The sequence below is a fragment of the Paraburkholderia acidicola genome (assembly GCF_002362315.1).
GTDB classification, from domain to species: Bacteria; Pseudomonadota; Gammaproteobacteria; order Burkholderiales; family Burkholderiaceae; genus Paraburkholderia; species Paraburkholderia acidicola.
This window is the reverse complement of record NZ_MTZV01000005.1, coordinates 61,238-81,052: the sequence shown is the minus strand read 5'-3', so window position 1 is coordinate 81,052 and position 19,815 is coordinate 61,238. Positions and strand designations below refer to the sequence as shown.

The following is a 19,815-nucleotide window of genomic DNA, read 5'->3' as shown; positions in this document are numbered from 1 at the left end:
CGAATCCTTTCCGTACGGCAGGAAGCGCACGTACCCAAGGACGAAACCGGCGGGCGAAGCCGGCCGGACCGGGCACCTATGACGGTGCCGTCCGGCGGAGAAATGGAAGACATCAGAACTTCCGGAAACTTCCCGCGCCGGTATTACCCGGATCGGGTGCGAAGGGTCTCTCTCAGCCTGGCCGCAGCGTGTCGCCCGCGCGCAAAGCACCCCTGTTTCGTCAGCGGCCATTAGACCATAAAAGGCTCGACGCCCGCAAACCGGCGGGCTGCGGCGGCCGTCCAGCCGGCCTGTAGCGGGTTGCGCGGGGAAATACGGCGACCTGGGGTGGTCTGGCACAATGCCGGTCAACGCAGCGTGGGCCGGCTGAGCGGTTAAGACCTGTTAAGACTCGTTTAAGCGGGTCGGGACAGAATCGGGCGGTCGCGGAACGGGGTCGATACCCGGGTCGCAATCACAATCTGGCCGTGGCGCCGACTTGCTATGGACTGAGCCTATCAAGGTCCAGCCATGTTGCGCCGGTCCCAGACGTGCCAGCATTTCTCCCAGGATGGTCATGACGCCCAACACTTCCCCTACACCCACGCTAGAGCCCGACGATAAAGTCTCCGCGTGGAGTCTGATCAAGCCTTATTGGGTCTCTGAAGAATGGAAGATCGCGTGGGGGCTGTTGATCACGATCATTGCGATCAACCTTGCCAACGTCTGGATCACCGTCAAGTTCAACACTTGGAACGGCGAGTTCTACAACATGCTGCAGGCCAAGAGCGTCAAGGACTTCCCGCACTTGATGACAGTTTGGGCCTTTCTCGTGGCGGCGTTGATCGTTCTCTTTGTCTACGGCCGCTATCTGCGGCAGATGCTCGGCTTCCGGTGGCGCCAGTGGCTCACGACACGCTACCTCGAAGAATGGCTCGGCAACGGCGTCTTCTACCGGATCGAGCGCGATCGGCTCGCGGACAATCCCGACCAGCGGATCAGCGACGACCTGCAGTCATTTGCAACCAGCACGCTCACACTGACGCTCGATTTTCTGTCAACCGTCGTCACACTTATTACGTTCGTTACCATCCTCTGGTCCCTGGCTGGCGCATTGACCGTAACACTCGGAGGCATGCCGCTCGTCATCCCAGGCTACATGGTGTGGGTCGCCGCGCTCTATGCGCTGGCTGGCTCATACATGACCTACAAGCTCGGCCACCCGCTCGTCGCGATTACCTACCAGCAACAAAAGGTCGAGGCGGATTTCCGCTTCGGCCTGATCCGTGTGCGCGAGAACTCGGAACAGATCGCGTTCTACGACGGCGAACAGACCGAACGCGCGAGCGCGCAAAACGTCTTCCAGCGCATTCGCGACAACTGGTGGCGTGTGATGAAGTACACGAAGCGCCTAAGCTTCGTGCTGAGTTTCTACGGAAATATCGCGCTCATTTTTCCGCTCATTGTCGCCGCGCCCAAGTATTTCTCCGGCGCATTTACCCTGGGTGTGCTGATGCAGATCCAGAATGCGTTCGGTACGGTCAGCGACTCATTCTCGTGGTTTATCAACAGTTACGGCAGCCTCGTCGACTGGCGTGCTACGGTGAACCGTCTGCGCGAATTCAAACGTGTCGTCCACGCGTCGCACCTGAAAGAAGCAACCTCGCCGGCCACCGCTCATGGCGGCATCAACCTGCACTACGTGGACGAGGACAAACTTACTACAGACGGTCTCTCGCTCTCGTTGCCGAGTGGCGCCCCGCTCTCACAGATTCGCGACATCTCGATCCAGCCCGGTTCGCGCTGGCTGGTACGCGGCGCATCCGGGGCCGGCAAGAGTACCTTGATGCGTGCACTCGCCGGATTGTGGCCCTTCGGTAACGGCTCGATCGATGCGCCGGTCAGTGCGCGCATGATGTTCATCCCGCAACAGAGCTACATGCCCATCGGCACGCTGAAGGCGGCGCTCGCCTATCCGTCGTCGGGGGATGCGTACTCGGACAACGAATACATCGAAGCTTTGCAGGCCTGCCATCTCGCGGACTACACCGGCCGTCTCGAGGAATCCGCGCACTGGGCCCGCGTGCTATCACCCGGCGAGCAGCAACGCCTCGCAGCAGCGCGCGTACTGCTGCACAAGCCCGACTATCTGTTCCTCGACGAAGCGACCAGCGCGCTCGATACAGACAACGAAGCGCGTCTCTATCGCCTGTTCATCGAGCGATTGCCGAAGGCGGCAATCATCAGCGTGGCGCATCGTGAGTCGCTGGCTGCGTTCCATGAGGAAACGCTCAACGTCGAACGTAGCGCGGAGGCCGCCGCCGCATGAGCACGACGCGCCGCGTCGTGTTGATCACCGGTGCCGGATCGGGCATCGGTGCCGCGCTTGCGCGTAGGCTAGCCACACGCCATGCGACGCTCGATGCAACATCTGACACCGCCACGCAACTCGCCTTGATGCTGCACGCACGCGGCGCGGATTCCGAAGCACGCGACCGGCTCGAAGCCGTCGCCACCAGCTGCACCGCGCACGGCGCGACCTGCACAACGGTATTCGGCGATCTCGCCGAACCCGGTGCCGCCGACCACATCGTGCATCAAACGCTCGCCGCATTCGGCGCGCTCGATCATCTGGTCGCGAACGCCGGTCACGCTCAGCGTCAGACACTCGCGGCACTCGATGCACACACGCTTACCGAATCGTTCGCGGCCATGCCCTCGGCATTCGCTGCGCTCGTCAGACGCGCGACGCCTGCGCTGAAAACATCGGAGCGCGGCCGCGTGGTCGCGCTCAGTTCGTTCGTCGCGCACCGCTACCGTCACGACGCGCCGTTCGCAGCGACTGCGGCGGCGAAAGCCGCACTCGAATCGCTGGCGAAAACCGCTGCGGCCGAACTCGCGCCGCACGGCGTAACGGTCAATTGTGTGGCGCCGGGCTACACGCGCAAAGATCGCGGCCCAAGCGCGGACAACGCGCCCGCGTGGGCACACGCCGCGCAATCGACACCGCTCGGCCGCATCGCCGACCCGGACGATGTCGCCGCGCTGATCGCCTTCCTGCTGTCCGATGAAGCGCGCCATATCACGGGACAGGTGATTCATATCGACGGTGGGCTTACGCTCGGTTGATCAGCGGAAATAGACGGAAACAGAGAGAAACACGCGGCAATAACTAGAAAGCACTTTGCCCACGCGCAGCGTGTTCACCGTTTTGAATTCCCATCGAGCAGCGACGATAGCGGTGCGAGCCGTGTAGTCGATAGCGGTCCGCGACGATCTTCACCGTTACCGGATGTCGCTCATGCCCCACGATCGTTTTACGCATCGGTCCTTCGCGGCCGCCATCGTCTATTCCGCAGAACGCGTATCGGCATGCCGCCGCTGCGCCGGAGCGACGACGTGCGGCGGCAACGACAGTGACAGTAACCGTGCGCATCTTCGCGTCGCCGGCTGATCCATGCGCACCGCCTCGATCACGTTGCACCGTCGCGCAACCGCACACCCTCTACCGAACACGCGCCGCCGCCGAAACACCGCACGCCTCACAGCGGCCGCCGCACTCGCTACCGCAACCCTCACGTTGCACGGCTGCGCATGGACCTTGATCTCGGCCGTCGATGCCACCGGCTCCGTCATCCAGGCCGGCTTCGCCGCCGCAACGCACTACTCGTCGCCGAGCTTCGTCAACGGTGCGCCAATCGACGTCAACCACATCTGCATCGAACTGAACCAGAACGTCACGACCGGCGATTTCGTCCCCGCGCTGCAAACGGTATTGACCCAACGCGGCGTGCAATCGGATCTCTACGGCCCCGGCACCGCGCCACCAGGTTGTGAAGCGCGGCTCGTCTACAGCGCAGCCATCGACTACGGCCGCCGCGCGTTCAGCGATGAATCGACACCGTATCTGTCGACAATCGATCTGACACTTTTGCAGCGCGGCCGCGTTGTTGTGACCGCGCGTTACGAGACCCGCGGCCTCGCCACCGACCGCTTTTCGAGCGCATCGACGAAGCTCGGCGGCCTGGTGGGCCGCATGGTCGTCGACCGGCGCGCCCAGAATGCGCCTGCGTTGCAGGCTGCCCGCATCGATTGAAACATTCGTCTATCACGCGCTTTCCGCCTGTTCGCACCGCACTTCATGCGCGCCGCTTGCCGCGCTTCTTATGTGCCCGCACGCCGCGAAGAAAGAAAGCGAAAGATTTGCGTGCTTCCGGCACGCCCTTTCATCACTTAGGATTTCTTCCATGAGCCAACATATCCTGCTTGTCGATGACGATTCCGTAGTCCGCGATGTGACGCGCGAGTATCTGCAGGCGCGCGGTTATGCGGTATCGGTGCTGCACGATGGTCTTGCGTTGCAGCGCCGGCTACAGATCGAACGTCCTGCCCTCGTCGTACTCGACATCATGATGCCGGAGCTGGATGGCATCAGCGCACTGCGCGCATTGCGCGCAAGCGGAGACGACATTCCGGTGATCCTGCTGACCGCGCGCAACGACGTGATCGATCGCGTGATCGGCCTCGAGCTCGGTGCCGACGATTACCTCGGCAAACCGTTCGACCCGAGCGAGCTGGTCGCACGCATCCGCACCGTGCTCAGGCGCCGCGGCAATCCGGTATCGAGTGCGCCGGAGAGTCGAGCACCGTACCGCTTCGGTCCGTTCGAAGTGAACTTCCCCGCACGCGAACTGCGTCGCGACGACGAACGCATTGCACTGCGCTCAAGTGAGTTCGCGATCCTCAAGCTGTTCGTCAATCACGCGATGACGATCCTCACGCGCGCGCAGATCATCGAGAAGCTGTACGGTCATGGCGGCGCGTATCGCAACCGCAGTCTCGATGTGTCGATCTGGCGTCTGCGCCGGCTGATCGAAACCGATCCGTCCGAACCGCGTTATGTGCAGACGGTGTGGGGACACGGCTATGTGTTCGTGCCGCAGGGAGAAGTGGGATTCGCGGAACGCTATACGGATACGCCTGAAGTCGCGGAAATCGCGCAGGCCGCGCGGCCTTAATTCGTCACGGCACAACTTGGCAAGCCGCAACCGGGCGCGAATCGAATGCGCGCGGTTGCGTTACGCGCAGATCAGCGTTTAGCGATTGGATTAACCGCGAGTCGCGCCGTCACTCAGAAGGTCAACACGCTCATAAAGAGCCGCTGCAACCAGCCCATCGTCGTCGAATCCGCGAGCATCCCCACCCCCGCCTGTTCGATCCGCGCATTCGCGACCTTGCTCGATGCAACGTAGTTGCCCATGTCGATGTCCTTCGGATTGACCACTCCCGACAGACGCAACGTGTCGCGATTGCCATTCATCGCGATGATCTTTTCACCGGAGACCACCAGGTTGCCGGTTGGCAGCGTTCCGATCACCGTCACCGCAAGCGTGCCCGACATACCCGACGTATCCGATACACTGCCCTGCCCGTTGAACGTCGTGCTTGCCGAGCCGACGTTGAACAGCTTTGCGAGTTTCGCTGCGGCATTCGTCGATTGATCGGCGGCTTGGGCGCTGATATTGCTCGCGCGGCTCGCCGAGGCGTTTGCGCTGCTGTTGCCGCTATACGATTCGGCGAGACGGATCGTCAGCACATCGCCGATGTGTTGCGCACGCGGCGTCTCGTACAGCGACAGCGCGTTGCCCGCCTGATAGATCGCACCCTGCGTATTGACGTTGAGCGGCGCGGCGGCGAGCGGCGCATACATCGGTGTGTCGACAATCGAATGCGGTCCGCTCGAACACGCGGTCACGCTGACCAAGGCTGCTGCCGCAACGAGAATACGGTGGGAAATCATGGTTGCTCCGGGACAGACGTGACGAAAGAAAGTGGGTGCATCAAACTCGCCGTCACCCCGTTTCGGGCAAGCCGTCCTGCCATAACCGCTCGACTGATTTCACGCGCGCATCGGGATCTTTCAGCAGATAGGTCAACGTACCGTTGCCGCTCGCGGGCAGCAGACACAGCGTGATCGAACTCACCGCGTTCTCCCAGACATAGACTGGCAACCCCGGTAACCCCGACGACGTGCTACCGGTCTGCATGCGCGGTGCGCCATAACGCACCGCGAGCGCACTGCGCAGATCCTCCGCAGTCACACCGTCGACGACAAACGAAATCTCGAAGAGCCGCAGCGGGGCGTCGTAGGAGGCACGCGCAAAACGCAGCACGTGTTCGTCCGCTGGCGTACCGTCGACCACCGCGCGCGACATCTGCCAGCCGTTGCCCGCGCGATGCGCCCAGCGACACGCCACCACCAGGCTGTCGTCGCTCTTCAGACGCATGCCGAGTGCGCCCGCGCTGACGTCGGTCTCGCAGACCAGTTCGCTATCGGGCGGCGTTGCGCGCACGGTGTGGCTCGCACGCAGCACATCGAGCGAGACGCCGAGCGGAATGCCGCGAAAGGCGAACGGCAGCGCGGCGATACGCAAGCGTGCATCGCCGCCCGTGCGACCGGGTGGCAACGTCGGCCCCTGCGCATTGACAGCAATCGATAGCGTCGACACAGCCAGTGCAGCGACGCCCGCAAGCAAGGCTCGTTTCATCTCGTTCAGTCGATGGCGGATGAGCAGGCGTCGAACGGCGTAGCGGCCGCGTGCCCGACTACGGGAATGATCTTCAGCGTCGCCGACGCGGCCCGGCACGGCAGCGCCGCGAGGCCACATCCGCTGAGCGGCAGCAGTGCCGCGCACACTGCCGACCACGCGGTCACGCGGGCAACACATCGGAGGGTTGTCGACTTGGTCACTGTCGTCATGCGGTGGTGTCGACGTGTCGACCGACCAGACCGGTCGGCAGCGACGGCTGCGCAGCAGCAGCCGAACCAGCGGCTTCGGTCGTGGCTTGCGCGTTGCTGGCGGCGGGCGTTGCCGCGGTGCTGGCGGCTTTGCCGGTTGCGGGCGCACGAGTCGGCGGCGGGAAAGTCGGACGGTGCGTGCTAACGGGGCTGGTCATGATGAACCTCGCAAAATGAAGGGGATCTACAGATCAACGCACCGTCGATCGCGAACGAATGCAAGCAACGGTGGTGTGAGATGCATCTTCGCGCTGCAAGCGCCTGCGCAATGGGCGAAGCAACGCGCGCTTTTCCACGGCGCTTACTGCGCGTTGCGAAGCCGCTCCAAAACTTTCGCGAGTCGTGTTCCGATACCGCGCGATCCCGCACAATCGCGCTGCAACGCCCACAGGACGGCGCTTACATAGATATGTAAGTAACCGTAAGAAAGCTGTCACGCGCACGGGGCGCTGACCGGTCTAAAATTTCACGATGAATCCACAGGTCCTTATCGTCGACGACGATTCCGTGGTGCGCGATCTGTTGTGCCGGTTCCTGCAGGCGAACGGGCTCGACGTGTCCGTGCTGCACGATGGCACCCATCTGAAACGGCGGCTCGAACGCGAGCGGCCGTCGGTGGTGGTGCTCGACATCATGATGCCGAAGACCGACGGGCTGCGCGCGCTCACCGCGTTGCGCGAGGCCGGCGACGACATCCCTGTGATCTTCGCGTCCGCGCGCGGCACGGTGGCCGACCGCATCGCAGGTCTGTCGCTCGGCGCCGACGACTACATCACGAAACCGTACGATCCGCGCGAGCTGCTCGTGCGCATTCACGCGGTGTTGCGGCGGCGCGGCCCCGTTACTTCGAGCGCGCCCGAAGTACGCGAGCGCTATCGCTTCGGTCCGTTCGAACTCGACTACGCAACCCGCACGCTGCTGCACGACGGCACGCGCGCCACACTGCGTGACAGCGAGTTCGCGCTCCTGAAGATTTTCAGCACGCATCCGTACAAGGTGCTGTCGCGCGCGCTGATTCACGATCTCATCCATCGCGACGACCTCGCGTTTCGCGACCGCAGCCTCGATGTGCCGATCTGGCGACTGCGTCGCGTGATCGAGGATGATCCTTCGAATCCGCGCTACGTGCAGACCGTACGCAGCCGCGGTTATGTGTTCGTGCCGGATGCATCCGACCCGGACCTCGACGGCGCTGAAAACGATGCGCACGCCGCCGACCCCGACCGTAACGCGAACGAAGCAGCGGCAGGCTCATGAGAAATCCGTTGAATACGCTGTTTGGCCGCATGGCGCTGATGTCGACCGTCGTGCTGTTCGCCATTCAGGCCGGCTGGTTCGTGCTGGTCGTGCGGCAACCGCCGCGGCATGAGATCGACGGTTTTGCGCGCGGCATGCTGCTCGTGCTGCATGCCGCGAACGGTGAATCGTCCAGCGGCGCGGAACTCGCGCCCGCGTTGCGCGTGCATCTCGTGCCGACCTGGAACATGCCGGGCGCTGTGCATCTGCGCACACCGATCCAGCCGCCGCTCGTCCAGTTGCGCCAGCATCTGCTCGATAACCTGCCGCCCGGCACCCAGATCGTCGCTGACGACGCGCATCCGCCGCGCATCTGGGTACGTTTTCCCGACAAGCCGATGTGGATCGTCGCACCCGTCGATATTCCACCGCCACCGCGCTTTCTGCTGGTGGCGGGCTCGATGCTGATCGCCGCGCTGATGTTGTCGCTGTTGGCCGCGTGGCAGATCCAGCGGCCGCTGTCGCGCGTCGCCGGTGCCGCCCGCGCATTCGGCGACGGGGCACGCCCGGAACCGATCACCGAACAGGGACCGCGCGAACTCGTCGATCTGATCGGTTCGTTCAACGGCATGATGCGGCGCCTGAATGAAGCCGACGACGATCAGGCGGTGATGCTCGCCGGCGTCGCCCACGATCTGAAAGCGCCGCTCACGCGTCTGAAGTTGCGCGCGAGCGTGCTCACGTCGGAGCACGATCGCGCGAACTTTATCCGCGACATCGATTCGCTGACCAACATCGTGCAGCAGTTTCTGGAGTTCGCAGGCCAGGCCGCCGATGCGGGGCCGCCGGTCGAAGTCGATACGTTCCTGCGCGAGCAGTTTTCCTCCGGTGAATCGCTCGACGACGAACCGCTCTTCTCGCTCGACCTGCAGGCCGGCCCGGCCTTCACGCTGCCGCGCACGACACTCGACAGGTTGATCACGAATCTCGTCGACAACGCGCTCGAACACGGCGCGCCGCCCGTCGACATCGCGACCTTGCGCGATGGGCGTCACTGGATCGTCAGCGTGCACGATCACGGTTCGGGCATCGCCGAAGACCGGATTGCGGCCGCGATGAAGCCGTTCGTGCGGCTCGATGCAGCGCGTGGCGGCGAGGGTCACTGCGGGCTGGGTCTGGCGATCGTCGCGCGGCTTGCGCACGATCGCGGCGGTCGCTGCGATGTGGGCAACCATCCCGAAGGCGGACTGTGGGTACGGATCGTATTGCCGGTCACGCAGGACGTACGACCGGAGCGGCCGGACCGGATCGAGCGAGCGGAACGGCCCGAGCGGGCGGAGCGCAACAAGGCGCTCGCCTATCCCTGAAGATTGCAGGCTCTTACGCCGCCGCGCGCGTTGCTTACCCCCGCTTACCGATGCCCATTTATGCCGCGAGCCGCGCGTATAGTCGCGGCTGGCTCGCGTTGAGCTATTCCCCTCGGTCCGATTCGCCCGGCACGGCAATCGGGCCTTTTTTTACGCTTTACGTTACGACGAAGGTCCGGCGCGAACATGGCCTTGCTACGCCAGCCGGTCGGGTCGGTTCAGCTCAGGGTCAGCTAACGAGCCGCGCACGCAGCCGCGCCACCGTCGCCTGCGACAGCCCGAGACCGGTGGTCAGATAGCCGTTCATCGTGCTGTAGCTCGCCTGCACCTGATCGACGGCAGCCTGCAGAAAGCTCGCCTGCGCGGCATAGAGCGGCGCGGCGGCGTTCGCGGCTGCTGCGCCGCGCTGCACGCGCATCACGGCGAGGCTCGTCTGGGTCGATGCCGCGTTATAGGTATTCGTCAGGAGATAGTCCTGCATCACGACGTCGAACGGCACGTTCGCCACGCTGAGCAGCACGGCGGCCACCCATCCGCTGATGTCCTTGCCGTCGTCGCAGTGAAAGAGCTGCGCGCCGGTCGTGCTGGCGAGCCGCGTCAGCAGTGCGCCAAAGCCCGCCCGCTGCGCCTCGCCGCTCACGAAGCTGCGCCACTGGGCCTCCATCATCGCGACGGCATCGGCAGAGGTGGCGGGAAGCAGCGTGGGCGGCTCGGACGTGCCGTCGATATTGAAGTTCACATAGGCAGCACCGACCGGCACGACGTCGCGTGCGGCGGCAATTTCGGCGGGCGTGCGCAGGTCGTAGTCGACGGTGATGCCGAGCGTGTCGAGCGCGGCCTTGTCGGAAGCGGTGAGCGTCAGCGCGCCGGAGCGGTAGAAGCGGCCGCGCTGCACGCGGGCGCCGTCGACGGTCGTATAGCCATCGGCCGTGCCGCTCACATCGCGAAAATTCTCCACCGACGCGATACGCAGCGTGGTGGACGTGTCGGCGTCGACCGCGCCGCCACAGCCTGTCAACAGCGTGCCGCTGAAGCCCGACAGTGCAAACAGCCCGGCGGCGCCCTTCAGCAGCGAGCGCCGGCCGTTGTCGACCTGCGCGGAACGCCGCGCCGCGCCGGGCTGTGGCCGGTCGCCGGGGGGTAAAGCGCGCGCTGTCGCAGTGGGATTCATGTTCGAGCCGTCCGGGGTAAGCGCGGGTGCGCAAGGGAAGTCGAAGGCCGCGTGCAGCGCACACGTCGACAGGCAGTTTACCGGCAATCGTGAAAATCGAGATTACAGAGCAACAAACGGTAAGGAAAGTTCCGGAACCGGATCGCTCCAGTGCGCCGGGTTTGCCGCCAATCGCGCGCAAACCCGCGCCACAGCGCGGTTCTTTTTTGTTCCAGATGGCTTACACGCAATAACGCGCCGTAAAATACCGACCACCCCGGCGCAGGCCGCCCCCGCGCGGGACAGGAGGAGCAGAGACAGAATGGGATCATTCCAGTGGTTCACCGAGTTGACGCCGCGCGAGCGACGCACGCTGTATGCGGGTTTCGGCGGTTATGCGGTCGATGCGTTCGACTTCATGATCTACTCGTTCCTGATCCCAACCCTCATCGCCGCATGGGGTATGTCGAAAAGCGAAGCCGGCATGATCGCGACCAGTTCGCTGATCTCGTCGGCACTGGGCGGCTGGATCGCCGGCATTCTCGCTGACCGCTACGGGCGCGTACGTGTGCTGCAATGGACCATCGCGACGTTTGCGGTGTTCACGTGCCTGTCGGGCTTCACGCATTCGTTCTGGCAACTGCTCACCACCCGCACGCTGCAGGGTTTCGGTTTCGGTGGCGAGTGGTCAGTGGTGACGATCATGATGGCCGAGACGATCCGCTCGCCGCAGCATCGCGCGAAAGCAGTCGGTACCGTGCAGAGCAGCTGGTCGTTCGGCTGGGGCGCGGCTGCGATCCTGTACTGGGCATTCTTCGCGCTGCTGCCCGAGCAACTCGCGTGGCGCGCATGCTTCTGGATCGGTCTCGCGCCCGCACTGTGGATCATCTACATCCGCCGCAACGTCAGCGATCCTGACATCTATGTGGCCGCCAGGCGCGCGCGCGAAAGCGGTTTCGACACCTCGCACTTCCTGCAGATTTTTTCGCTCCCGCATCTGAAAACTACGCTGCTCGGCAGTGCGCTGTGCACAGGCATGCTCGGTGGCTACTACGCGATCACGACGTGGCTACCGACGTATCTGAAGACCGTGCGGCATCTGTCGGTCTTCAATACCAGCGGTTATCTCGTCGTGCTGATCACCGGTTCGTTCTGCGGCTATATCGTCGGTTCGATTCTGTGCGACCGGATCGGTCGACGTGCATCGTTTGTGCTGTTCGCGCTCGGCTCGTTCGTGCTCGGCATGGTCTACACGATGCTGCCGATCACCGACAGCACGATGCTGCTGCTCGGGTTTCCGCTCGGCATCGTCGTGCAGGGGATCTTTGCCGGGATCGGCGCGTATCTGTCGGAGCTGTATCCGAGCGCGATCCGCGGCTCGGGTCAGGGCTTCTGCTACAACCTCGGGCGCGGTATCGGCTCGTTCTTCCCGATACTCGTCGGCACGCTGTCGCAGACCACGACGCTCGTGAAAGCGATGGGCGTCGTCGCCGGTTCGGGTTATCTGCTCGTCATCGTGTCGGCACTGTGCCTGCCGGAAACCAAAGGCAAGTCGCTTTCCGAAGCCCCTTCCATCGCCTGATTCACGCGCCAACGCTATGCATACGATCGTACTCGGTGGCGGCGTGATCGGCGTCTCGACAGCCTTCTTCCTGCGCGAACAGGGCTGCGACGTCACGGTTATCGAGCGCGAAGTCGATGTCGCGCTATCGACCAGCTTCGGCAACGCGGGCGTGATTGCGCCCGGCTACGTCACGCCATGGGCCGCGCCCGGCATGCCCGCGAAGATGGCCAGATATCTGTTCAAGCCAACTTCACCGCTGATCTTCCGGCCCACGCTCGACCCCGCTCAATGGCGCTGGATCGCGCGCTGGCTACGCGAGTGCGATCTCGCGCGGTTTCGCGTGAACAAGCAACGGATGCAGCGTGTCGCGTATTACAGCCGCGCGTGTCTGCAGGAATTCCGCACGCGCTATCCGTTCGAGTACGGTCGCAGCAAAGGGTATCTGCAGCTTTTTCGCAGTGACTACGACGTCGAACTCGCGCAGCCCTCGCTTGCGGTGCTGCGCGATGCGGGTATCGCGCATCGCGAGGTGAGTGCCGCCGAATGCGTGCAGATCGAGCCAGGCTTGCGCTGGGCGCGCGAGACACCGGTTTCCGGTCTGTATCTGCCGGACGATGAAGCCGGCGACTGCGCGCGCTTTACACGCGAGCTGCGCATGTTGTGCGAAAGAGCCGGTGTGCGGTTTCGCTTCGAAACCAGCGTTAGTGCGCTCGACGCGCAGGGCGGTGCGGTGCGCGGTGTGCGCATCGACAGTGCGCGCGGCAGCGAGACGCTGGCGGCGGATGCGGTGGTGGTTGCGCTGGGCGTCGACAGTGCGGCATTGCTTGCGCCGCTCGGCGTGAAGGTGCCGCTCTATCCGGTGAAGGGATACTCGGCGACGCTGCCGGTCATCGACGACGAGAAAGCGCCGCGCGCCGCGCTGATGGACGAATCGTTGAAGACGGCGATTACGCGCTTCGGTACGAATCTGCGGGTGGCCGGCACCGCCGAACTCGGCAACGGCCGCACGACCTTGCGCGAGCAGGCACTGCATACGCTGATGAAGGTGCTCGACGACTGGTTTCCGCGCGCGGCCAAGCCGACGTCCGCGCACTTCTGGGTCGGACGACGGCCGATGACACCCGACGGCGCACCGCTGCTCGGGCCATCGGGTGTCGACAACCTGTGGATCAATCTCGGACACGGTTCGACAGGTTGGGCGATGGCGCTCGGCTCCGCGCGTGTCGTCGCTGATCTGATCACGCAGCGCACACCGGAGATCGATCTCGACGGGCTTACGCTTGCGCGCTATCGGCGTTCGTAACTCGCCGCAGTTACTTCGCTCATGCGTCGTAAAAAAACCGGGTCGCCCTCGCGGGCGCCCGGTTTTGTCTCGTACTACGCTGTCGTCTCCACCTGTTCCTGCAAATCGTGAACGCGGCAGCGCCGCTGCCAGATTCAGCTTCAGCGCGGCAGATCCGAATGTCCCATCAGGTACGCATCGACTGAACGCGCACACTGCCGGCCTTCGCGAATCGCCCACACGACGAGCGACTGGCCGCGACGCATATCGCCCGCCGCGAAAACCTTGTCCACCGACGTGTAGTACGCCTTGTCGCCTTCGGTAGCCGCACGCACATTGCCGCGCGCATCCTTGTCGACACCGAACGCTTCCAGCACCGGCGACACCGGTTGCGTAAAGCCCATCGCCAGCAACACGAGATCGGCCTTCATATCGAACTCGGAACCCGGCACCTCCTGCATCTTGCCGTCCTTCCATTCGACACGCACCGCCACCAGCTTCTCGACCTTGCCATTCTTGCCTTCGAAACGCTTGGTCGCGACAGCCCAGTCGCGCTCGCAACCTTCTTCGTGTGACGACGAGGTACGCAGCTTGATCGGCCAGTACGGCCAGACGAGCGGCTTGTGCTCTTCTTCCGGCGGCTGCGGCAGCAGTTCGAATTGCGTGACGCCCTTCGCGCCGTGCCGGTTCGACGTACCGACGCAATCGGAGCCCGTATCGCCACCACCGATCACGACGACATGCTTGCCTTTCGCGACCAGTTGATCGATGACCTTGTCGCCGGCATTGATCTTGTTCTGCTGCGGCAGGAACTCCATCGCGTAGTGAATCCCGGCGAGCTCGCGACCCGGCACCGGCAGATCGCGCGGCGTTTCCGAACCGCCGGAGATCACGATCGCATCGAACTGCTCTTTCAGTTCTTCAGGTGTGACGGTTTCCTTCGCGGTGTTGCCGATGTGCGCCGGCAACGCCTCCTTGCCGACGAACACGTTCGGGCGGAACGTCACACCTTCCGCTTCCATCTGACGCATGCGCCGATCGATCAGCCACTTCTCGAGCTTGAAGTCGGGGATGCCATAACGCAGCAATCCGCCGATCCGGTCGTTCTTCTCGAACACCGTCACGTCGTGGCCAGCACGGGCGAGTTGTTGCGCGGCGGCGAGACCGGCAGGACCCGACCCGACGACAGCAACCTTCTTGCCGGTCTTGTGCTTCGGCGGCAGCGGCGCGACCCAGCCCTCGGTCCACGCCTTGTCGATGATCGCGTGTTCGATCGACTTGATGCCGACGGGGTCGTCGTTGATACCCAGCGTGCACGCCGATTCGCACGGCGCCGGGCAGATGCGGCCCGTGAACTCGGGGAAATTGTTGGTGGAATGCAGCACGTCGATCGCCGTCTTCCAGTCCTGATGGAACACCAGGTCGTTGAAGTCCGGGATGATGTTATTCACGGGGCAGCCGTTGTTGCAGAACGGAATGCCGCAGTCCATGCAACGTGCGCCCTGAATCTTCGCTTCGTCGTCGCTCAATGCGGCGACGAATTCCTTGTAGTGCTTCACACGTGTGAGCGGAGCTTCGTACGCCTCGTGGCGGCGTTCGAACTCGAGAAAGCCGGTTGCCTTGCCCATGTGGTTCTCGTGTCTATCTGTATCGAGTGAGGGGAGCGGTGTCCGCCGCATCGAATGCGGCGGCACATCAGCGATGTATATAGTCGGTGTGGAGTCGGATCAGGCCGCGAGCACTTCCTTGCTGGCCTTCTTCGCGCCCATTTCACCGAGCGCACGCTTGTATTCCGTCGGGAACACCTTCACGAACTGACGGCGCGCCGCGTCCCAGTTTTCGAGCAGCGCCTTCGCACGCGTCGAGCCCGTGAACTGGAAGTGACGTTCGATCAACCCCTTCAGCAACGCTTCGTCAGTCTGGCCGGTATGCCACAGTGCACGATCGACGGTGCGTTCCTGTTCGGCTTGTTGCAGCACGGGGTCGAGCGCGACCATCGCCTTGTTGCATTTGCCCGCGAACGTGTTGTCCGGGTCGTACACGTACGCGACGCCACCCGACATACCGGCCGCAAAGTTGCGCCCGGTTTCGCCGAGCACGACCACCGTGCCACCCGTCATGTATTCGCAACCGTGATCGCCGGTGCCTTCGACTACCGCCGTCGCACCCGAATTGCGCACGCAGAAACGCTCGCCGGCGACGCCGCGCAAGAACGCTTCGCCTTCAATCGCGCCATACATCACCGTGTTACCGCAGATGATGTTTTCTTCGGACTTGCCGCGGAAATCGTTGGTCGGACGAATGATGATGCGTCCGCCCGACAGGCCCTTGCCGACGTAGTCGTTGCCGTCGCCGACGAGATCGAGCGTGATGCCCTTCGCGAGGAACGCGCCGAAGCTCTGGCCTGCGGTGCCCTTCAACTGGATGTGGATCGTGTCGTCGGGCAGACCTTCATGGCCGTACTTCTTGGCGACGAGACCCGACAACATCGCGCCGACCGTGCGGTTCACGTTGCGCACCGGCTGGATGAACGAAACGTGCTCGCCCTTCTCGAGCGCGGCTTTCGCCTTCTCGATCAGCGTGTGGTCGAGCGCGCGTTCGAGGCCGTGATCCTGCGAGTCGACATGCAGACGCGCCACCTCTGCCGGAACCTGCGGCAGATAGAACACCTTCGAAAAATCGAGCCCCTTTGCCTTCCAGTGTTCGATGCCCTTCTTCATATCGAGCAGGTCCGCGCGGCCGATCAGATCGTCGAACTTGCGGATACCGAGTTGCGCCATGATCTCGCGCACTTCTTCGGCGATAAAGAAGAAGAAGTTGACGACGTGTTCCGGCTGACCCTGGAATTTCGCGCGCAGCACCGGGTCTTGCGTCGCGACACCGACCGGGCAGGTGTTCAGATGGCACTTGCGCATCATGATGCAACCTTCGACGACGAGCGGCGCAGTCGCGAAACCGAATTCGTCGGCGCCGAGCAGCGCGCCGATCACGACGTCGCGACCGGTCTTCATCTGGCCGTCGGCCTGCACGCGGATGCGGCCGCGCAACTGGTTCAGCACCAGCGTCTGCTGCGTTTCGGCGAGACCGAGTTCCCACGGCGTGCCGGCATGCTTGAGCGACGACAGCGGCGACGCGCCGGTACCGCCATCATGACCGGCGATCACGACGTGATCGGCCTTCGCCTTTGCAACACCCGCTGCAACCGTACCGACACCCACTTCCGACACCAGCTTCACGGAAATGCTTGCGGCGGGGTTCACGTTCTTCAGATCGTGGATCAGCTGTGCAAGGTCTTCGATCGAATATATGTCGTGGTGCGGCGGCGGCGAAATGAGGCCGACGCCCGGCACCGAGTAGCGCAGCTTGCCGATGTATTCGGACACCTTGTGGCCCGGCAGCTGACCACCTTCGCCAGGCTTTGCGCCCTGCGCCATCTTGATCTGGATCTGGTCCGCCGAAGCAAGATACTGCGCCGTCACGCCGAAACGACCCGATGCCACCTGCTTGATCTTCGAGCGTAGCGAATCGCCATCCTTCAACGGAATGTCGCGCACGATCTCATCGCCGATGATCGACTTCAGCGTGTCGCCGTTCTTGATCGGGATACCGCGCAGTTCGTTGCGATAGCGGTTTTCGTCCTCGCCGCCTTCACCGGTGTTCGACTTGCCGCCGATCCGGTTCATGGCGATGGCGAGCGTGGTATGCGCTTCGGTGCTGATCGAACCGAGCGACATCGCGCCCGTGGCGAAGCGCTTGACGATGTCCTTCGCCGACTCGACGTCGTCGAGGGCAATCGCCTTCATCGGATCGACCTTGAACTCGAACAGACCGCGGAAGGTCATGTGCCGCTTGGTCTGATCGTTGATCAGATGCGCGTATTCCTTGTACGTCTGATACGAGTTGCTGCGTGCCGAATGCTGCAGCTTGGCGATCGCATCGGGCGTCCACATGTGGTCTTCGCCGCGCACGCGGTACGCGTATTCGCCGCCCGCATCGAGCATGGTCGCGAGGACCGGGTTGTCGCCGAACGCATCGCGATGCAGACGGATCGCTTCTTCCGCGACGTCGAACAGGCCAATGCCGCCGACCTTCGACGCCGTGCCCTTGAAGTACTTCGCGACCAGTTCTTCGGCAAGACCGACTGCTTCGAAGATCTGCGCACCGGTGTACGACATGTAGGTCGAAATGCCCATCTTCGACATGACCTTTTGCAGGCCCTTGCCGACGGCTTTCGTGAAGTTGTAGATCGCCTTGTCCGCCGACAGGTCGCCCTTCAGACCAGCCGCAAACTGCGCGAGCGTTTCGAGCGCGAGGTACGGATGCACCGCTTCCGCACCGTAGCCTGCGAGCAACGCGAAGTGATGCGTCTCGCGCGCGGAGCCGGTTTCGACAACGAGGCCCGCGCTCGTGCGCAGACCGTGCTGCACGAGGTGCGTGTGGATCGCGGCGGTGGCGAGCAACGCCGGAATCGCGACGTTGTCGCGATCGGTCTTGCGGTCCGACACGATCAGCATGTTGTAGCCGGACTTCACGGCATCGACGGCTTCGGCGCACAGCGACGCGAGACGCGCCTCGATACCTTCCTTGCCCCAGGCCACCGGGTAGCAGATGTTCAGTTCGTACGAACTGAACTTGCCGCCCGTGTACTGATCGATTGCGCGGATCTTCGCGATGTCCTTGAAGTCGAGCACCGGCTGCGACACTTCGAGCCGCATCGGCGGGTTGATGTTGTTCGTGTCGAGCAGGTTCGGCTTTGGACCGACGAACGACACCAGCGACATCACCATGTTCTCGCGGATCGGATCGATCGGCGGGTTCGTGACCTGGGCGAACAGCTGCTTGAAGTAGTGATACAGCGTCTTGTTCTTGTTCGACATCACCGCGAGCGGCGAGTCGTTGCCCATCGAGCCGACCGCTTCCTCGCCCGCCTGCGCCATCGGCGCCATCAGGAACTTGAGGTCTTCCTGCGTATAGCCGAACGCCTGCTGACGATCAAGCAGCGCAGCGGCTTCGCGGCGTTCCGTGACGATGTCTTCGGCCTTCGGCTCGATCTCGTCGAGCTTGATCCGCACGGCGTCGATCCAGCTCTTGTACGGCTTCGCGTTCGCGAGGTTGTCCTTCAGTTCCTTGTCGTCGATGATGCGGCCGTGTTCCATGTCGATCAGGAACATCTTGCCCGGCTGCAGACGCCATTTCTTGACGATCTTCGACTCGGGGATGGGCAGCACGCCCGATTCGGACGCCATGATGACGAGGTCGTCGTCGGTGATGATGTAGCGCGCCGGACGCAGGCCGTTACGGTCGAGCGTCGCGCCGATCTGACGACCGTCGGTGAACGCGATCGCGGCGGGGCCGTCCCACGGCTCCATCATCGCGGCGTGATATTCGTAGAACGCGCGGCGGTTGTCGTCCATCAGCGTGTGCTGTTCCCACGCTTCGGGGATCATCATCATCACCGCGTGCACGAGCGGGTAGCCGGCCATCACGAGCAGTTCGAGACAGTTATCGAACGATGCCGTGTCCGACTGGCCCGGATAGATGAGCGGCCACAGCTTCGGCAGATCGTCGCCAAGCACGTGGCTCGCGATCGCGCCAGTGCGTGCGTTCAGCCAGTTGACGTTGCCCTTCACGGTGTTGATTTCGCCGTTGTGGGCAATCATCCGGTACGGGTGTGCGAGTTCCCAGGCCGGGAATGTGTTGGTCGAGAAGCGCTGGTGCACGAGCGCAAGCGCCGACACGACACGCTCGTCCTGCAGGTCGCGGTAGTACACGCCAACCTGGCCTGCCAGCAGCAGCCCCTTGTAGACGACCGTGCGCGCCGAGCACGACGGCACGAAGTATTCCTTGCCGTGCTTGAGCTTGAGCGCCTGGATACGGTGGCTCGCGGTCTTGCGGATCACGTACAGCTTCCGCTCGAGCGCGTCGGTCACCATGATGTCCTTGCCGCGACCGATGAAGATCTGGCGGATCAGCGGCTCGCTCGCCTTCACCGTCGGCGAAATTGGCATGGCGTGGTCGACCGGCACGTCGCGCCAGCCCAGCACGACCTGGCCTTCCGCTTTCACCGTGCGCTCGAGTTCCTGTTCGCACGCGAGTCGCGATGCGTGTTCCTTCGGCAGGAAAATCATGCCGACGCCGTATTCGCCGGACGGCGGCAGCGTCACGCCCTGCTTCGCCATTTCCTCGCGATAGAAGCCATCGGGAATCTGGATCAGGATGCCCGCACCGTCGCCCATCAGCGGATCGGCGCCGACTGCGCCACGGTGATCGAGGTTTTCCAGGATCTTCAGGCCTTGCTGAATGATCTCGTGGCTTTTCTTGCCCTTGATATGAGCGACGAAGCCGACGCCACAGGCGTCGTGTTCGTTTTGCGGGTCGTACAGACCTTGCGCAGCGGGCACCGACGAAGTCGGTTGCAGGGGGTCGTTCATGGGGACA

The 19,815-nt window shown here is 63.4% G+C and carries 15 protein-coding genes and 1 riboswitch; of the genes, 8 read left to right on the top strand and 7 right to left on the bottom strand.

The features are described from left to right. Nucleotides 1-112 precede the first annotated feature (112 nt). Nucleotides 113-224, bottom strand: a riboswitch (TPP riboswitch). Between the two features lie 332 nt (nucleotides 225-556). The 4 genes from BWP39_RS18585 (at nucleotide 557) to BWP39_RS18570 (ending at nucleotide 4,997) form a co-directional block, all read left to right on the top strand. Beyond that, a complete protein-coding gene (locus BWP39_RS18585; protein ID WP_096722831.1) occupies nucleotides 557-2,308 on the top strand; it encodes an ABC transporter ATP-binding protein/permease in 1,752 nt (583 codons plus the stop codon). Continuing rightward, a complete protein-coding gene (locus BWP39_RS18580; RefSeq protein WP_096722829.1) occupies nucleotides 2,305-3,108 on the top strand; it encodes an SDR family NAD(P)-dependent oxidoreductase in 804 nt (267 codons plus the stop codon). Before BWP39_RS18585 ends, BWP39_RS18580 begins: the two co-directional genes overlap by 4 nt. A 328-nt stretch (nucleotides 3,109-3,436) precedes the next feature. Then, on the top strand, nucleotides 3,437-4,075 hold the full coding sequence (locus BWP39_RS18575) for a hypothetical protein (RefSeq protein ID WP_207556950.1): 639 nt from the start codon (nucleotides 3,437-3,439) through the stop codon (nucleotides 4,073-4,075). A gap of 151 nt (nucleotides 4,076-4,226) precedes the next feature. Next, on the top strand, nucleotides 4,227-4,997 hold the full coding sequence (locus BWP39_RS18570; protein ID WP_096722827.1) for a response regulator: 771 nt from the start codon (nucleotides 4,227-4,229) through the stop codon (nucleotides 4,995-4,997). Nucleotides 4,998-5,110: 113 nt separating this feature from the next. Here BWP39_RS18570 and BWP39_RS18565 read toward each other — a convergent pair whose 3' ends face one another. Genes BWP39_RS18565 through BWP39_RS18550 form a run of 4 tightly spaced genes read right to left on the bottom strand, consistent with a single transcriptional unit; the run spans nucleotide 5,111 to nucleotide 6,936 of the window. Continuing rightward, complete coding sequence (locus tag BWP39_RS18565; protein WP_096722825.1) at nucleotides 5,111-5,779, bottom strand: flagellar basal body L-ring protein FlgH; 669 nt, start codon at nucleotides 5,777-5,779, stop codon at nucleotides 5,111-5,113. 52 nt (nucleotides 5,780-5,831) lie between these two features. Beyond that, the gene (locus BWP39_RS18560; RefSeq protein WP_207556949.1) at nucleotides 5,832-6,527 is read right to left on the bottom strand and encodes a hypothetical protein; all 696 of its coding nucleotides are present in this window, start codon (nucleotides 6,525-6,527) and stop codon (nucleotides 5,832-5,834) included. Nucleotides 6,528-6,532: 5 nt separating this feature from the next. Further along, a complete protein-coding gene (locus BWP39_RS18555) occupies nucleotides 6,533-6,739 on the bottom strand; it encodes a DUF6726 family protein (protein ID WP_096722823.1) in 207 nt (68 codons plus the stop codon). Further along, nucleotides 6,736-6,936: a hypothetical protein gene (locus BWP39_RS18550; RefSeq protein ID WP_096722821.1), complete on the bottom strand. Its 201-nt coding sequence runs from the start codon at nucleotides 6,934-6,936 to the stop codon at nucleotides 6,736-6,738. Before BWP39_RS18550 ends, BWP39_RS18555 begins: the two co-directional genes overlap by 4 nt. A gap of 313 nt (nucleotides 6,937-7,249) precedes the next feature. On the opposite strand from BWP39_RS18550, the gene BWP39_RS18545 reads away from it, so the two are divergent. Next, entirely contained in the window at nucleotides 7,250-8,035 is a 786-nt protein-coding gene (locus BWP39_RS18545) for a response regulator (protein ID WP_096722819.1), read from the top strand. Further along, nucleotides 8,032-9,381: an ATP-binding protein gene (locus BWP39_RS18540; protein WP_096722817.1), complete on the top strand. Its 1,350-nt coding sequence runs from the start codon at nucleotides 8,032-8,034 to the stop codon at nucleotides 9,379-9,381. The genes BWP39_RS18545 and BWP39_RS18540 overlap by 4 nt, the downstream gene beginning before the upstream one ends. Before the next feature lie 229 nt (nucleotides 9,382-9,610). On the opposite strand, the gene BWP39_RS18535 is transcribed toward BWP39_RS18540, so the two are convergent. Continuing rightward, nucleotides 9,611-10,552, bottom strand: coding sequence for a tyrosine-protein phosphatase (locus BWP39_RS18535; protein ID WP_096722815.1), 942 nt, complete (start codon nucleotides 10,550-10,552; stop codon nucleotides 9,611-9,613). A gap of 301 nt (nucleotides 10,553-10,853) precedes the next feature. Here BWP39_RS18535 and BWP39_RS18530 point away from each other — a divergent pair, with 301 nt between their 5' ends. Further along, entirely contained in the window at nucleotides 10,854-12,113 is a 1,260-nt protein-coding gene (locus BWP39_RS18530) for an MFS transporter (protein WP_096722813.1), read from the top strand. Nucleotides 12,114-12,129: 16 nt separating this feature from the next. After that, complete coding sequence (locus tag BWP39_RS18525; protein ID WP_096722810.1) at nucleotides 12,130-13,398, top strand: D-amino acid dehydrogenase; 1,269 nt, start codon at nucleotides 12,130-12,132, stop codon at nucleotides 13,396-13,398. A gap of 140 nt (nucleotides 13,399-13,538) precedes the next feature. Here BWP39_RS18525 and BWP39_RS18520 read toward each other — a convergent pair whose 3' ends face one another. Beyond that, the gene (locus BWP39_RS18520; protein WP_096722808.1) at nucleotides 13,539-15,005 is read right to left on the bottom strand and encodes a glutamate synthase subunit beta; all 1,467 of its coding nucleotides are present in this window, start codon (nucleotides 15,003-15,005) and stop codon (nucleotides 13,539-13,541) included. A gap of 99 nt (nucleotides 15,006-15,104) precedes the next feature. Beyond that, nucleotides 15,105-19,808: a glutamate synthase-related protein gene (locus tag BWP39_RS18515; protein WP_096722806.1), complete on the bottom strand. Its 4,704-nt coding sequence runs from the start codon at nucleotides 19,806-19,808 to the stop codon at nucleotides 15,105-15,107. Between the last annotated feature and the right edge of the window lie 7 nt (nucleotides 19,809-19,815).

Excerpts from the sequence above, each read along its gene's own strand:
- BWP39_RS18585 (WP_096722831.1), top strand. The coding sequence starts at position 557 with ATGACGCCCAACACTTCCCCTACACCCACGCTAGAGCCCGACGATAAA.
- BWP39_RS18580 (WP_096722829.1), top strand. The coding sequence starts at position 2,305 with ATGAGCACGACGCGCCGCGTCGTGTTGATCACCGGTGCCGGATCGGGC.
- BWP39_RS18575 (WP_207556950.1), top strand. The coding sequence starts at position 3,437 with ATGCGCACCGCCTCGATCACGTTGCACCGTCGCGCAACCGCACACCCT.
- BWP39_RS18570 (WP_096722827.1), top strand. The coding sequence starts at position 4,227 with ATGAGCCAACATATCCTGCTTGTCGATGACGATTCCGTAGTCCGCGAT.
- BWP39_RS18565 (WP_096722825.1), bottom strand. The coding sequence starts at position 5,779 with ATGATTTCCCACCGTATTCTCGTTGCGGCAGCAGCCTTGGTCAGCGTG.
- BWP39_RS18560 (WP_207556949.1), bottom strand. The coding sequence starts at position 6,527 with ATGAAACGAGCCTTGCTTGCGGGCGTCGCTGCACTGGCTGTGTCGACG.
- BWP39_RS18555 (WP_096722823.1), bottom strand. The coding sequence starts at position 6,739 with ATGACGACAGTGACCAAGTCGACAACCCTCCGATGTGTTGCCCGCGTG.
- BWP39_RS18550 (WP_096722821.1), bottom strand. The coding sequence starts at position 6,936 with ATGACCAGCCCCGTTAGCACGCACCGTCCGACTTTCCCGCCGCCGACT.
- BWP39_RS18545 (WP_096722819.1), top strand. The coding sequence starts at position 7,250 with ATGAATCCACAGGTCCTTATCGTCGACGACGATTCCGTGGTGCGCGAT.
- BWP39_RS18540 (WP_096722817.1), top strand. The coding sequence starts at position 8,032 with ATGAGAAATCCGTTGAATACGCTGTTTGGCCGCATGGCGCTGATGTCG.
- BWP39_RS18535 (WP_096722815.1), bottom strand. The coding sequence starts at position 10,552 with ATGAATCCCACTGCGACAGCGCGCGCTTTACCCCCCGGCGACCGGCCA.
- BWP39_RS18530 (WP_096722813.1), top strand. The coding sequence starts at position 10,854 with ATGGGATCATTCCAGTGGTTCACCGAGTTGACGCCGCGCGAGCGACGC.
- BWP39_RS18525 (WP_096722810.1), top strand. The coding sequence starts at position 12,130 with ATGCATACGATCGTACTCGGTGGCGGCGTGATCGGCGTCTCGACAGCC.
- BWP39_RS18520 (WP_096722808.1), bottom strand. The coding sequence starts at position 15,005 with ATGGGCAAGGCAACCGGCTTTCTCGAGTTCGAACGCCGCCACGAGGCG.
- BWP39_RS18515 (WP_096722806.1), bottom strand. The coding sequence starts at position 19,808 with ATGAACGACCCCCTGCAACCGACTTCGTCGGTGCCCGCTGCGCAAGGT.